General features: G+C 34.8%; 9 protein-coding genes and 1 tRNA gene. 4 read left to right on the forward strand and 6 right to left on the reverse strand.

The annotated features are described in order from the left end of the window. Positions 1-525 precede the first annotated feature (525 nt). The gene (locus DFQ09_RS09515) at positions 526-2,046 is read right to left on the reverse strand and encodes an OmpP1/FadL family transporter (protein ID WP_115809765.1); all 1,521 of its coding nucleotides are present in this window, start codon (positions 2,044-2,046) and stop codon (positions 526-528) included. Between the two features lie 35 nt (positions 2,047-2,081). After that, positions 2,082-3,092, reverse strand: coding sequence for a hypothetical protein (locus DFQ09_RS09520; RefSeq protein WP_115809767.1), 1,011 nt, complete (start codon positions 3,090-3,092; stop codon positions 2,082-2,084). A gap of 165 nt (positions 3,093-3,257) precedes the next feature. Here DFQ09_RS09520 and proS point away from each other — a divergent pair, with 165 nt between their 5' ends. The 4 genes from proS to era all read left to right on the forward strand — a co-directional run bounded on the left by proS (position 3,258) and on the right by era (position 6,315). Continuing rightward, positions 3,258-4,736, forward strand: coding sequence for a proline--tRNA ligase (proS, locus tag DFQ09_RS09525; RefSeq protein WP_115809769.1), 1,479 nt, complete (start codon positions 3,258-3,260; stop codon positions 4,734-4,736). Positions 4,737-4,841: 105 nt separating this feature from the next. After that, positions 4,842-4,913, forward strand: a tRNA-Glu gene (locus DFQ09_RS09530). 25 nt (positions 4,914-4,938) lie between these two features. Continuing rightward, the gene (rpsT, locus tag DFQ09_RS09535; RefSeq protein WP_020896549.1) at positions 4,939-5,190 is read left to right on the forward strand and encodes a 30S ribosomal protein S20; all 252 of its coding nucleotides are present in this window, start codon (positions 4,939-4,941) and stop codon (positions 5,188-5,190) included. Between the two features lie 243 nt (positions 5,191-5,433). Then, positions 5,434-6,315: a GTPase Era gene (era, locus tag DFQ09_RS09540; protein ID WP_115809771.1), complete on the forward strand. Its 882-nt coding sequence runs from the start codon at positions 5,434-5,436 to the stop codon at positions 6,313-6,315. Here era and DFQ09_RS09545 read toward each other — a convergent pair. From DFQ09_RS09545 to DFQ09_RS09560, 4 genes are read right to left on the reverse strand one after another with little or no spacing between them, the layout of a single operon-like run. Beyond that, positions 6,306-6,806, reverse strand: coding sequence for a GTP-binding protein (locus tag DFQ09_RS09545; RefSeq protein WP_115809773.1), 501 nt, complete (start codon positions 6,804-6,806; stop codon positions 6,306-6,308). The genes era and DFQ09_RS09545 overlap by 10 nt on opposite strands. 19 nt (positions 6,807-6,825) lie before the next feature. Further along, entirely contained in the window at positions 6,826-8,709 is a 1,884-nt protein-coding gene (locus DFQ09_RS09550; protein WP_115809775.1) for an OmpA family protein, read from the reverse strand. Between the two features lie 10 nt (positions 8,710-8,719). Continuing rightward, complete coding sequence (locus tag DFQ09_RS09555) at positions 8,720-9,658, reverse strand: PorP/SprF family type IX secretion system membrane protein (protein ID WP_115809777.1); 939 nt, start codon at positions 9,656-9,658, stop codon at positions 8,720-8,722. Between the two features lie 15 nt (positions 9,659-9,673). Beyond that, on the reverse strand, positions 9,674-15,340 hold the full coding sequence (locus tag DFQ09_RS09560) for a gliding motility-associated C-terminal domain-containing protein (RefSeq protein ID WP_115809779.1): 5,667 nt from the start codon (positions 15,338-15,340) through the stop codon (positions 9,674-9,676). Positions 15,341-15,560 lie beyond the last annotated feature (220 nt).

Genomic DNA, 15,560 nt, shown 5'->3' on the forward strand with positions numbered 1-15,560 from the left:
TAATAATGAAGCTATGCCAACAAGTGACTACTGGTTTACAGTAGAGTACGACGAACCAAGCGACGGAGTACGTAAAGAATTTAAAGCCCATTTTAGTTTAAAAAGATAAATTGAATTGTAAATACAAAAAGCCTGAACATTTTAATGTGTTCAGGCTTTTTTTTGCTTCAAAGTGTTTGAAGTAAAGACCATATTTACTTTTCTTGTCTACGAACAGGTAAATTCATTAAGAGAAGTATAAAGTTTACCTTAAGCATTGCTAGATGGCTGTATAAGCTAAATTTTTATAAGTTGATTTTCTTATAAGATAAGTATATAAAACTTGGACTCATACTAAGGTTTAATAAATACATTTGATCAATATCTAGTATGTATTTAAAATCACTGTTAAGTCTGAATTTTAAATCATTAGAATATGAGTTCTTAAAAGGAATAGAATGGCCTTTTCTAATATGAAACAAAAAAAAGACGCGAACATATTGAATACGTTCACGTCTTTTTTTTTACTTTTTAAGTTGGCTTTATTTATAAATTAAAGCCTAATGTTAAAACAAAGTCAGTAAGTTTAGACTCAATTTGTGCCGTATCTGTTAAACCTTCTGTGTATAATTGGTAATTATAATCACGTTCGGATTGGCTGAAGGCAAAATCTATATTAAGATTACCAAAACTATATCCTAAACCTAAAGAGTATCCGTTAAGGTCACCATAAAAATTATCATTCTTATAAGGGCTTTCTTCAAAACGATAACCTCCTCTAAAACTAATTTGCTTAAAACGATATTCGCCTCCCAGTCTATAAGATACAGCCGAGTCTAAGTTATTGCTGATACTATTATTTAAACTAGAGAAAAGAGCTTCTGTTGTTGGTTTAAATTTTGAATTACTATAATCTTTTACGGCATAATCAAAACTTAATAAACCTGTTTTTCCAAAAACATAAGCCAAGCTTCCGGTAACTTTACCAGGAGTTTGTAATTTATATTCTTCATAAATATTAATTACATTCGGGTTTACAACTTGACTAAGGTTAGATCCACCCTCTAGCCTAGAAGTTGCTAGATATTGTGATGTTTCGTCAGAAATTCTATACCAAGTAGGTGAGTTGTAAGATAAGCCTACTCTTAATTCTTCAGTAATTTTAGCAATTCCGCCTAATTGAAAAGAAAAGCCACTACCTGTAGTTAGTAAATTGTTTTCAAAATCCACACGATTAACTAATGAACTCGCATTTGAATTGGACTCGTTAAGAAGTGTCGTTCGTTCATAATTAATAAAGTGTGAGTTCAGATTCAACCCAAAATAAAGTCTATCATTATAACTTGTTGCAACGTTAAATGCTAGTTTCCCATTATAGCCTCTGCTAGAGTAAGCATAACGTTGATTATAGTTGCCACCATTTATATTTGTAACATATTCTGTGTTTTCATCTGCATTATTTGAGGGATCAATGATAAATCCTTCATAACCTAAAAATGCTTGCTGGTTTCTATAGCCATAAAATGATCCTATTTCAGAATAAGCTTCTGATATTGACTCACCAGGCAAGGCTGAAATTTCATCTAATCGTAACCCTTGCGCATTAGACAGAAAATAATCACCTATTGTTCGGTTTGGGTTTACACCATTAGCAACCCAGTCGTTATCAAAATCAGCAGAACGATCATAGGCAAAACTTAACGCGAATTTATTCCAACCTGAGTTTCCGTTCGTGTTTTTAAAAATAAATGCAGCACCAAGCTGATTTAAATCGACATTAGAATTTGAAGAGGAATTCATCCCATTAAAATAACTAACATCATTATTCGTATTCAATAAACCTAATGATATTGAACCATGACTATTATTAAATACAGCAGAACCGGCAGGGTTAATATTAATACTAGACATGTCACCCCCTAAGGCTCCAAATGCACCACCCATCGCTCTATAGCGAGCTGTGCCTTGAATTTCATCCATGGAATACCTAAGTGCATCTGTAATGTCTTGAGCTAAAATATAAGACGTGCTTAGTAAGCTTATGCTTAACATAAGTAACTTTTTCATATGTAATTTTTTTTATTTTGGACGTACTATTATTTTTATCCTCTACCACCTCGTCTACTACTGCTAGAAGAACTACCACCGCTCGATCTAGAACTACTTGAAGAAGATCTTACAGTCCCAGAAGATCTAGATGAACTACTAGAACTTGAACGAGCAGTTGATGAAGATCTTGTGCTTCTTGTTGGAGCTGTAGATCTTGTGGTTGTGGTTCTACTTGTACTTCTAGTTGTAGTAGGTCTTGTTACTCTTCTATTAGAATTTGATCTTGTCGTTGTAGAAGAATTTCTAATAGTACGAGTGGGGCTAGTTGTCGTTGCACTTCTAGATGTTCTTATTCTACTAGATGTATTCGATCTCAAACTACTATTAAGACTATTTCGAGATAGACTAGAAGAATTCGACAATCTACGAGATGAATAATCACTTCTAGATAATGCAGAGTTACTTCTACGACTTAAGTTACTATTGTATAATAAAGACCCTCTTCTAGTGTTGTTATAGGCATATCTGTTATTTCTGTAATAATTAGTATTCCAACCATAATTGTTATAACCATATCCCCAAGGGCTATAATGACCATAACCATAGCCATAACCGTTACCATAGTATCCGCCATAAGACCAATGATTATTCCATCCCCAATTATTCCATCCCCAAGGTCGTGCCCAACCATAGTGGCCATAGCCCCATCCGCTATTCCAATTCCATGGACTATTATATCCATACCAACCGTTATCGATATAATTAATAGTAACCGTATTGCTGTTTTGTCCCCAACCTCCGTAGGCAGGGCGTTGTTCTAAAGTATCTATTATTTGTTCAGTATAATTCCCTTCATAAGAATCTATATCTGTAAAAACTTCAGATTCTTCTTGTATAGCATCTACTTCAGCCGAATTTTCAGCGAAATAATTTTTATAATAATTAGAATCATTAGTTGAAGTCGTAATTACAGGTTCTTCTGTATTATTTTCGTACTCTTCAGTAGCATAAATGCCGTCATTGTCATAACCTGCATACTGAAACGAACCACAAGAAGTTAACACGGTTAATAAACCGAATGCAACAAAAAAATGGCAATTTTTGAGTTATTATAGTTTTAAATTGCATATCTCTTTTATTTTATTGTTGAACATAGCAAAAATAGTTAGTTTTGCTGTATTATTTAATACATTTAACACAAGCACAATATTTGTGCCAAAACAAGGAAAATGAGCAAAAATCTTACGAGTAGAGCTGAAGATTATTCAAAATGGTACAATGAATTGGTTGTAAAAGCTGATTTAGCAGAAAATTCTGCCGTTAGAGGTTGTATGGTTATTAAACCTTATGGTTATGCTATTTGGGAAAAAATGCAAGCAGAATTAGATAGAATGTTTAAAGAAACAGGACATCAAAATGCGTATTTTCCATTATTTGTTCCTAAAAGTTTATTTGAAGCAGAGGAAAAGAATGCTGAAGGTTTTGCTAAAGAGTGTGCTGTAGTCACACATTATAGATTACAAAACGACCCTGATAACCCAGGAAAATTAAGAGTAGATCCTGAAGCTAAGCTTGAAGAGGAGTTGGTTGTAAGACCAACGAGCGAAGCTATCATATGGAATACTTATAAAGGTTGGATTCAAAGTTATAGAGATTTACCGATATTAATAAATCAATGGGCTAATGTTGTACGTTGGGAAATGCGAACGCGTTTGTTTTTACGTACAGCCGAATTTTTATGGCAAGAAGGACATACAGCACATGCTACTAAAGCTGAAGCATTAGTAGAAGCAGAGCAAATGAATGATGTTTATGCAGCGTTTGCTCAAAATTTTATGGCAATACCTGTTGTTAAAGGTGTGAAAACGGAAAGTGAGCGTTTTGCAGGTGCAGTAGAGACTTATTGTATAGAAGCTTTAATGCAAGATGGAAAAGCACTCCAAGCAGGGACATCTCATTTCTTAGGTCAAAATTTTGCAAAAGCTTTTGATGTTAAGTTTACTAATAATGAAGGTAAATTAGACCATGTATGGGCAACGTCTTGGGGAGTATCTACAAGATTGGTAGGGGCATTGATTATGACGCATAGTGATGATAAGGGTTTAGTGTTACCACCAAACTTAGCTCCATTTCAAGTGGTTATTGTACCTATATTTAAAACAGACGAACAGTTTGAAGCGATTTCAGAAAAAGCAGAAAGTATTATTAAAGAGCTAAAAGCATTAGGTGTTAGTTGTAAGTATGATAAAAGAACAACACATAGACCAGGAGCTAAATTTGCACAGCATGAATTACAAGGTGTGCCATTGCGAATTGCTATTGGTCCAAAAGATTTAGAAAATAATACCGTTGAATTGGCTAGACGTGATACTTTAACGAAAGAGAGTGTTCAAATTGATGATATAGCTTCAACTATAAAAGAGCTTTTAGAGGTAATTCAGGACGAATTATTTTCTAAAGCTAAAAACTTTAGGGATGAACATACTACAGAAGTAAATGATTTTGAAACATTTAAAAAGATTTTAGAGACGAAAACTGGTTTTATCTCAGCACATTGGGATGGAACTGCAGAAACAGAACAAAAAATTAAGGAGCTTACAAAAGCGACCATTAGATGTATTCCTATGTCAAATAAAATGGAAAAAGGCACTTGTGTTTATAGCGGAAAACCATCGACGCAGCGCGTACTTTTTGCAAAAGCGTATTAATTTTCAAAAAAATTTAATTTGGTGTTGCAAAAGTAAAATATAGTTGTATATTTGCACCCGCAATGCAAACATTGCAGGTTCATTTAAATATTTTAATAACCAAATGGCCCGTTCGTCTATCGGCTAGGACGCATGGTTTTCATCCATGTAAGAGGGGTTCGATTCCCCTACGGGCTACAATTTTTAATAAGAAAATAATATAATGGCAAATCACAAGTCAGCTTTAAAAAGAATAAGAAGTAACGAAAAAAGACGTGTACTTAATAAATATCAGCATAAGACAACTCGTAATGCTATAAAAAAATTACGTGATATCACTGATGCTAAAGAAGCGCAAACTATGTTACCTTCTGTTATCAGTATGTTAGATAAATTAGCAAAGAAGAATATTATTCATGCTAATAAAGCTGGTAACTTAAAATCTCAGTTAACTAAGCATGTTGCTGCAATCTAATTGTAGTTTCTACTAAAATACTTAAAGTCTTTCCTTTTGGAAAGACTTTTTTTGTTTCTACTATTTTTTAATAGTGAATAATAGTCTTAATCCATAAGTAGTGTTATTGTTAATATAAGATAGGATTTTCATTATATCATAATAAGACGTTTCTGACGTATCTATAGCGCTTTAAGTTTAGATATGCAGATTCTTTAGCGATACAATCATTATTAATCTTAACTTTGCATTAAAATAGTTAATATGCATAAAGCAGGTTTTGTAAATATTATAGGTAATCCAAACGTTGGTAAATCCACTTTGATGAATGCTTTTATTGGTGAAAAATTATCAATAATTACATCAAAAGCACAAACAACAAGACATCGGATTTTAGGAATTGTGAATGGTGATGATTTTCAGGTTATATTAAGCGATACTCCAGGAATAATTAAACCAGCATATGAACTGCAAGAATCTATGATGGATTTTGTGAAATCAGCTTTTGATGATGCAGATGTTTTAATCTATATGGTTGAAATTGGAGAAAAGGAACTAAAAGATGAAGCCTTTTTTAATAAAATTACCAATTCTAAAATTCCTGTTTTATTATTATTGAATAAGATTGATAAATCCAATCAAGAACAATTAGAAGAACAATCTGTATTATGGCAAAGTAAAGTACCTAATGCTGAGTTTTTCCCTATATCAGCAACTGAAGGTTTTAATGTTCAGAATGTATTCGATAGAATTATAGAATTATTACCTGAGTCTCCTGCATTTTACCCAAAAGACCAATTAACAGATAAGCCTGAACGGTTTTTTGTAAACGAAGCTATTAGAGAAAAAATCTTAATTCATTATAAGAAGGAGATTCCGTATGCTGTTGAAGTAGATACAGAAGAGTTTTTTGAAGAAGATGACATTATTAGAATGCGTTCTGTTATTATGGTGGAGCGTGAAACTCAAAAAGGTATTATCATTGGTCATAAAGGCTCGGCGTTAAAACGTGTTGGAGTAGAAGCGCGCAAGGATTTAGAAAAATTCTTTGGAAAACAAGTGCACTTAGAATTGTATGTGAAAGTAAATAAGAACTGGAGAAGCAATCAGAATCAGCTAAAACGTTTTGGTTATAATCAACGATAAGCGCTAAGGGTTTCTTTCATAAAATTATTTAGTCGGTGCATTTCTGGTTTTCCTTTTGCACGTCCTAATCGACCTGCAAAATATAAGATGAACCAAAGGATAATCATAAATAGCGATGCAAATAATTGTATGGCATAATCGTTTCCCAGGTTAGCATTCGTATATGCCCAAACTCCAAACCCTAAACATAAAGCTGCTACTATAAAGTGAAAAAACATAAACATAGTCCAAACCGTTGGACTAGGTCCAAATAAGCCATGAACAATTGCTTTATGGCTTGTTTCTTCATTAATTTCTAAATGCAACTGCGGAGACCAAAAATGTTGCTCTTTTTTAGGGAACTTTATAAAAACATGGTCATCTATCCTAGAGACTATAAATTCTTTTTCAGACGTATTCATACCCTCGAAAACTTTTAATATCGTTTCATTGCTCGAATTAATTTCAAACTTAAATCGTGGTCTTAAAACGATATCATTAGGCAGTGCCATAGTTTATAGTGTCGCCATTTTAACGTAGAATAAGGAATTCACAACGTCTATTAATTGAGAATTCTGTTTCCGTACAGTTTTCACCGCAAGGAACTAATGGCTTCGTTTCCCCATAACCTTTAGACGTTAATCGTGTTCTAGGGATTCCGTTCTCTACAAGATATTCCAATGTAGCACGGGCTCTTTTCTCAGAAAGATCCATATTAAATTCATATCCTGCTCTAGAATCTGTATGTGCACCAAGTTGTATTTCCATCCTAGGGTATTTTGTCAGTAGTGCAACCAATACATCTAATGTTCTTGCGGCTTGTGGTTTAATATCCCATTTCGCAAAATCAAAATAAATATTCTCTAATTCGATATACGTATTGCCTTCGTCATCATCCGTAACGATTTCTTCAGCATCCTTATAAGATTCAATTTCTAACTCAATATTAAACTCAATATTACCTTTGTCATTAGTGTCAAAAAATTCAAGTTGAGGAATGTACTTTGGTTGAAACCCTTCAACGGAATATTTTTGACTTGGTTGCGTCGGAAGTTTATAGCGTCCATCTTCTCCGACTAATTGTTCGGCAATTACATTACCATCCTTATCAAATAATGTTACTGTGGTATTTGGAAGTATTTTTCCTGTGACTTTGTCTGTAACTAAACCTTCAATAAAATAGGTTCTTTCATTTTCGATACGTTTAAAAGTATAGATATTATCTAATCCAGATCTGTTAGACGATATATATCCTGTATTTATAGAATCGGCGATGACAAAGGAAAAATCATCTTTTTCACTATTTATAGTTTCTCCTAAATTAAGGGCATCTAAAAATTCATTATTACTAACACTACTTGCAAATAAATCTAAACCGCCAAAGCCATGTTTACCATTTGAAGAAAAATACAGCGTACTATCTGCAGCAATAAAGGGGAATTGTTCTCTGCGAATTGTATTAATATTTTCGCCTAAGTTAATGGGTGCACCAAAAGTATGATCGGCATAAACATCCACATAAAAAATATCAAATGAGCCTAAAGTACTTGGCATATCACTTGAAAAATATAACCGAGTTTCATCACTATTTAATGACGGGTGCATTGTAGAGTAAGTTTCACTTGAAAAAGAAACAGGTTCTATATTTTTCCATTCATCATCAATGAGTTCTGCTTTAAAAATACTTACAACAGCAATTTTTGTTGAATCTAAGTCAATTCGTTTTTTTAGGTTTCTAGAAAAATACATGGTTTTGCCATCTTTGGTAAACACAGCATTACTTTCGTGTTGTTTTACAGTATTGATTGCATCGCTAAGTGGTTGTATGCTGTCTAAGGTTATATCATCGCCTTTTGAAACCACTCCTTCATATAAATCTAAATAAGGTTTACCATTCCAATTATAATTTGGGTTCTCTATGTTTTTAGTGGATGCAAAAACAACTTTATCTCCATGAAGTCCAATTCCAAAACTAGAACCACCAACATCTTCTGTTAGATTCTTTAATTCATATTTATAAGGAACAATACGTTTTAGTAACTCCTTTAATTCAGGTGTGTTTATAGTATCATTTAGATGTTGTGTCGAAATTTCATCTGCTTTTTCGTAATTCTTAGTGCCTTTTAAAACTTGAAAATATTTAAAATAAAAATCTTCGGTTAGCTCAGTATTAATTTTGGCATCATAAACCTGTTTGTATGCTTTGTAAGCTTTATCAAACTCGGAGTTATAATAATAACAATCTCCTAATTTTTCTAAATTTTCAGCCGTTTTGGGTAGGCTTGAAAAAATCTCGGCTGCCTCAATATATGCTTTGTTTTCATAAAGAATGTTTGCTTTTTTTGATGATTGAGAAAAACACAGGGTTCCTGTTATTAAAGCCGCTAATAGTATATATAGTTTAAAGGTTTTCATGTGTATTCAATTAGAAAAATCTAGGGGATTTATCGTAGCCTTTGCCGAGATTACCGATGTTAAATAATAATAATAGTTCATGCGAACCAGAATTAAATCGTCCTAAATTAGAGATTGTGTGGTCGTAAGCATAACCAATACGAACCGCTGACGACATAGAAAAATTAACCATACCTGTTACCGAATCATCATAGCGATAACCAACACCAAATTCTACTTTTTCATACATTAAGACATTAGCTGTTACATCTACAGATAATGGTGCATTGTTAACATACTTAGCCATAAAAGCAGGTTTAAATTTAAAGTTATCTCCAAAATTTAGAACATAGCCACCAGTTAAAAATAAATGCATGTTTTCTGAAGCTTCAGAAACAACTCCACTATCATCTTGAAGATATTTGGTCTGTAATAAATTAGGTGCTGATAAGCCTAAGTAATAATTTTCTGAAAAATAATATAAACCGGCTCCAACATTAGGAAGGGTTCTATTTATATTTTCTGCAAATAAAGGATCAGGCAGTGGATCTGAATACACAAATCCATCAAAATTAGTACTGTAAAATGTGGCTCCTGCTTTTATTCCAAAAGATAAACTTGAATTATCACCTGCAGGAATAACATAGGCAATATCAGCATAAGCACTTGTTTGTTTAACAACATCACCAATTTCATCATGAACAAAAGAAAGACCACCTTCTAAACGATCTGCAATCTTAGAATGTATAAATAACGATCCGGTTGTTGGTCCGCCAATAGATCTAGCCCATTGTGATCTGTAAAGTAAACCGATGTTCATCGAAGTATCATCATCAGTTGCGTATGCAGGATTTATGACACTCATATTATACATATACTGTGTGTATTGCGGATCTTGTTGTGCATATGAAGAGAACCCTAAAAATAGAGTTATAATCGCAATGCTATATGTAGTTAATTTACGTATCATTTTAGTATGTCATAATTATCTGTTTAGATAGACTCGTCCTTGTACTGCTTCGCGTTCACCATTGTTAAATTCTAAAATATAAAAATAAACACCAGCAGGAAGCGGCTTATTACTATTTTTCCATGTACCATCCCATTTAGGTGAATTAATATCACCTTCATAAAGTATGTTACCGTATCTATTATAAACGCTTAATTTAAAATTAGGATAGAGCTCATCTAACCATAAGATATTAAATTCATCATTAATGCCATCGTCATTTGGTGAAAAACCGTCAGGGATTAAAAGCTCCCCAACACATGTAATAAAGTTGATACTAACTTCTAACCTTGTTGTACTTTCGCAACCATATTCAGATGTTAAAGCACCATAATAAATAACACCTTCTTGTAATGTTTCTGTACTGTTATAAGCTATTCCGCCGACGGGTTGATCGTACCAAATAACAATTTCATCGTCAATAATATTATTTGACAAGTCTACCAACGTTGGGTTATCTTCCGAGCAAAATTCGTCACCACTACTAATAATCTCTGGTGTAGATAAATTTTCTATTGCTATTGTAACAGGTTCTATAGCATCTGTAATAGCACTACAACTTTGGCCTAGAACGAATAGTTGAGTAAGCGTAACAGAGGTTAAGCCAGAATTAGGTAATAAGGACTGTGGAATTATAAACGTAGCATTTCCTCCAACGATAGTAATAGCTACGGTATTTACTGAATTATTTGCGTCTGTAAGCTGATATACTATAGAGTAATCTCCATCTGGTAATAGATTAGCACCTGTAATGTCAATGGTAACATCTTCTAATCCGATACAAACAACATTATTAACTATAGACATTGTTAAACCTGTACTATCTGGAATATCTATAATAGTAACGGTTACATTAGCTGAATCTGTTAATCCACATTCTTCTGAGTTCACTGTATAAGTGTAAATACCAACAGGGTCTATGGTTGGGTCGTAAATTCCGGTACCACTTGTAAGTGCAGGTGTCCAAACACCTCCAGAATCTGGTGTACCTCCAAGACTATCAAAAAGATCTACGGGATCGGTTTGATCTATACATAAATTAAGGGCATTGTCATTTCCAGCATTTGGGTCTGGTATAATTGAAACAAGAACTTTAGACGTATCATCTGGGCAAGCAGAACCAATACTAGATATGGTATAGGTATAGGTTCCAGCATTGTCAATACTTGGATCAAATATTCCAGTTCCACTTGTCAGTTGTGGCGACCATGTTCCTCCAACATCAGGATTTCCACCTAAAGCATCAAATAAATCAACGATTGGGGAATTACTGCACAGTTCAACTGTTCCATCTGTTCCCGCATTATTACTACCAGAAAAAGATACAGCTACAGTTGCAGAATTCGTACCACAAGAATTAGTTAGGGTATATGTATAAAGACCTTCTAAATCGGTATTAGGGTCTAAAATTCCTGTGCCACTATTTAACGCAGGAGACCAAGTTCCTCCTGTTTCAGGTGTTCCCGATAGACCTTCAAATAAATCAACAGTATCTGTTGAGTCACATAAATTTAGTGTGCCGTCATTTCCTGCATCAGGACCTTGTGAAAGAGATACAATCACTGTTGCCATGGCATCAGGACAAGAAGGACTAGAAATAGTATAAGTATAAGAACCGGCGGCATCAATACTAGGATCAAAAATCCCTGTGCCACTAGCAAGTGCTGGTGACCATGTTCCACCTACATTAGGTGTGCCACCTAGGCTATTAAATAAATCTACCGATGTATCTGTACTACAAAAATCAATTGAGCCATCTGTTCCTGCATTATTAGTAGATGAAAAAGAAACTGTAACCGTTGCAGAACTCGTATCACATAAATTAGTTAATGTATATGTATAATTACCTTCTGGGTCTGTTGTTGGATCAAAAATACCCGTACCACTATTTAATGCCGGAGTCCATGTTCCTCCAGTTTCAGGTGTTCCTGCAAGACTATCAAATAAATCAACTGAATTCGTTGAATCACATAAATTTAATGTTCCATCATTTCCTGCATCCGGTCCTTGTAAAACAGAAACTTCAACTGTAGCAGTTGCATCAGGACAAGTAGAACCGACACTTGAAATTGTATAAGTGTACGAACCAGCGGCATCAATACTAGGATCAAAAGTTCCAGCTCCACTAGCAAGTGCAGGAGACCATGTGCCGCCAACATCAGGTGTGCCACCTAAACTATTAAATAAATCGACTGTTGCGTCAGTACTACAAAAGTCAATTGAACCATCAGTTCCTGCATCATTCGTGTTTGAAAAAGAAACGTCAACAGTTGCAGAACTCGTGCCACAAGAATTGTTTAATGTATAGGTATAAATACCTTCTGGATCAGTATTAGGGTCTAAAACTCCGGTGCCACTATTTAGAGCAGGAGACCAAGTTCCGCCAGTTTCAGGAGTTCCAGAAAGACTATCAAATAAATCTACTGTATTTGTTGAGTCACATAAATTTAGTGTTCCATCATTTCCTGCATTTGGACCTTGTGAAATAGAAACTTCAACTGTAGCCGTTGCATCAGGACAAGCAGGGCTTACGCTTGAAATTGTATAAGTATACAAACCAGCAGCATCAATACTAGGATCAAAAATCCCTGTGCTACTAGCAAGTGTCGGAGACCACGTTCCACCAACATCTGGCGTGCCCCCTAAATTATTAAATAAATCGATAGAAGTATCCGTGCTACAAAGTGCAATTGACCCATCGGTTCCTGCATCATTGGTATTTGAAAACGAAACGTCAACAGTTGCAGAACTCGTTCCACATGAATTATTTATTGTATAGGTGTAAATACCTTCTGAATCTATATTAGGATCTAAAACGCCTGTTCCACTATTTAGAGTAGGAGACCAGGTTCCACCAGCATCAGGAATTCCGGCAAGACTGTCAAATAAATTCACTGAATTTGTTGAATTACATAAGTTTAATGTACTGTCATTTCCAGCATTTGGGCCCTGTAAAATTGAAATTAAAACTGTTGCAGAATCATCAGGACAAAGTGTTGCACTATTTGAAACCGTATAGGTATAAGAATTTGCTGTATCTAAACTTGAATCAAAAATTCCTGATCCACTATTTAAAGAAGGAGACCAAGTTCCACCAACATCTGGTGTTCCTCCTAAACTATCGAATAGATCTAGAGTAATGGTATTATTACTACAAAATTCTACAATACCGTTTGTTCCTGCGTTATTAGCATCAATTGTGGTAACTGTGACATTTGCCGAAATAGCTCCACATATAGAGTTTATGGTGTACGTGTAAGTTCCATCTGCATCTGTATTAGGATCAAAAACTCCGGTACCACTAAGAAGTGTAGGTGACCATGTTCCTCCTGTTTGAGGTGTTCCGTTAAGACTATCAAATAGATCTGCTGTATTTGAAAGGCTACATAAAAGTAATGTACCATCACTACCAGCATCTGGTGATGGTACTACGGTGACCACAACAATGGCAGAATCATCTAAACACGGTGCTGTTCCCGTAGTTGAATAGGTATAAGTACCTCCAGAATCAATATTAGGATCAAATATTCCTGTCCCACTAGATAAAGAAGGAGACCATGTTCCTCCAATTTGAGGCGTACCATTAAGACTGTCAAAAAGATCTGTTGTACCATCAGCAGTACAAATTGTTACAGCTCCATCTAGTCCTGCGTCTAAGAAGGGAGTAACGGTTAATGTAATTGTAGCAATAGCATCTGCACATGGAGTTGTTCCTGCTACGGTATAGGTGTAAGTTGTATTAGTGTCAATTAAAGGATCGTAAATTCCTGTTCCGCTTGCCAATGCTGGAGACCAACTTCCACCAGTTTCAGGAGTGCCTCCGAGAAAATCAAATAAATCAAATGTTCCGTTGTTACTACAGATATCGATTGTAGCGTCTAATCCAGCATCTGGTTCTGGTATAATGGTGACGTTAACATTTGCTGAAGCATCTGGACAAGGAGAAATACCGTTTACTGTATAAGTATAAACTCCTGCTGTATCAATAGAAGGATCAAAAACCCCTGTTCCACTATTAAGTGCAGGAAGCCATGTGCCACCAACTTCAGGTGTACCTCCTAAACTCTCAAATAAATCTACTGTTGCTAAATCATTACTACAAATTTCTAATATTCCATCTGAACCCGCATTAGGTAATGGATTTACTACAACTGTAACTGTTGCAGATTCATCAGGGCAAGGAGCATTTCCTGTAAATTCATAAGTGTAAACACCAGGGCTATCAATCGAAGGATCAAAAATTCCTGTGCCACTATTTAATGCAGGAGACCAAATACCACCAACATCTGGTGTGCCACCTAAACTATTAAATAAATCTATAGTTCCTGTAGTATCGCAAATGTCTATAGTTCCATCTTCTCCAGCATCTTTATAAGGAGTTACCGAAACATTTACTATTGCAGTAGTGTCTATACATGGAGGAGTACCATTAACGGTATATGTATAAATACCATCTGAATCTATAGTTGGGTTAAATTCACCAGTACCGCTTGCCAGTGCAGGTGACCAAACACCACCAGAATCGGGTGTGCCTCCTAAGCTTAAAAATAAATCAACGACATCACTAGTGCTACATAAGTCTATAGTGCCGTTTGTACCAGCATTAGGTTCTGGTATTAATGTTACGGTCACTGTTGCAGACTCATCCGGACAGCTATTATTTGAACTAACAGTATAAGTATATATGCCTTCTGTATCAATATTTGGGTCAAAAACACCCGTACCACTATTTAAAGTAGGTGTCCAGACACCTCCAGAATCAGGAGTGCCTTGAAGTTCTGTAAATAGATTGATTGTAGAGTTTGTATTATCGCATAAATCTAAAGTGCCATCTCCACCAGCATTTGGTGCGATGTCTAACATAGCTAAAACGGATAAACGTCCTGTACTTTCACACGGAGGATCTAAAGTTGTAGCATAATATGTTTGCCCACTTACTAAAGGGGTAGAAGGTGGTAATTCTAATGCTGAAAATAAAGAGATATACCAATTGTTGTTACCGCTTGCAACTAAATCAGCAACTGTAGGTGTGAACTCTGGCGTAACACAAAAATTTTGAACCATATCTCCAGTTGGAACAGGAGTAGAGCCAACCAAAACTAAAACAGATAATCTTGAAGTTCTACAAGATCCATCTGCACTTGCTTGATCTGCGTAATATATAGTGTTGTCACTTAAAATGTCAGTGTCATTCAAAGGAGTACCTCCAGATGGTGATAAATACCATTGAACGTCGTTTCCTATAGCGATTAGACTATTCACTGTTGCTAATGAAGGGTCGTCTAAACAAACTCCTTGAAAGTTATCACCAACAGGTGGACCATAAATTGTAATATCTACTCTAGCTCTTGTTCCACAGCTTCCAGAATTATCATCAGCATAATAATCTTCACCGTTAATAAGACTTTCTGAATTGAGTAAAGGAACAGTTGAAGTAGGTGAGTCGTACCAAACAACGCCACCGCCATTATCAATAGCTTGTAAATCGCCAACGAGTACAGATTGTACATCACAAAGTGATTGTGAGCTATTTATAACTGTAGGACATTGTGCATTACCCGTTGTTAATCCACAGAATATTGAAATAACAAGAAATGCTAATAGTATAGGATATCTTTTAAAACTGTACTGTTTGGCTTTCATTAAAAAAATTTATAATAATTACTTTTGTTGTAATCAACGCCATATATTTAAGAACAGCAAGTTCTCTTGTCTTGCTATATTGAGAGATCGAGGGAAAACAAATATATGTAAATAGCCCTTACATAGCAAAATTAAAACCTACAGTTTTGTAGTTTTTTTATTCGTCTCAAATGTTAACTAAAACTAGGTGTTTGAAGGAGTTTTTGTTGTTACTCTTAAT

The sequence above is a fragment of the Winogradskyella pacifica genome, from assembly GCF_003386275.1.
In the GTDB taxonomy this organism is placed as follows: domain Bacteria; phylum Bacteroidota; class Bacteroidia; order Flavobacteriales; family Flavobacteriaceae; genus Winogradskyella; species Winogradskyella pacifica.

What these genes read in the sequence shown, in the direction of transcription:
- DFQ09_RS09560 (WP_115809779.1), bottom strand. Translation starts at nt 15,340, where the DNA reads ATGAAAGCCAAACAGTACAGTTTTAAAAGATATCCTATACTATTAGCA.
- era (WP_115809771.1), top strand. Translation starts at nt 5,434, where the DNA reads ATGCATAAAGCAGGTTTTGTAAATATTATAGGTAATCCAAACGTTGGT.
- DFQ09_RS09555 (WP_115809777.1), bottom strand. Translation starts at nt 9,658, where the DNA reads ATGATACGTAAATTAACTACATATAGCATTGCGATTATAACTCTATTT.
- rpsT (WP_020896549.1), top strand. Translation starts at nt 4,939, where the DNA reads ATGGCAAATCACAAGTCAGCTTTAAAAAGAATAAGAAGTAACGAAAAA.
- proS (WP_115809769.1), top strand. Translation starts at nt 3,258, where the DNA reads ATGAGCAAAAATCTTACGAGTAGAGCTGAAGATTATTCAAAATGGTAC.
- DFQ09_RS09515 (WP_115809765.1), bottom strand. Translation starts at nt 2,046, where the DNA reads ATGAAAAAGTTACTTATGTTAAGCATAAGCTTACTAAGCACGTCTTAT.
- DFQ09_RS09545 (WP_115809773.1), bottom strand. Translation starts at nt 6,806, where the DNA reads ATGGCACTGCCTAATGATATCGTTTTAAGACCACGATTTAAGTTTGAA.
- DFQ09_RS09550 (WP_115809775.1), bottom strand. Translation starts at nt 8,709, where the DNA reads ATGAAAACCTTTAAACTATATATACTATTAGCGGCTTTAATAACAGGA.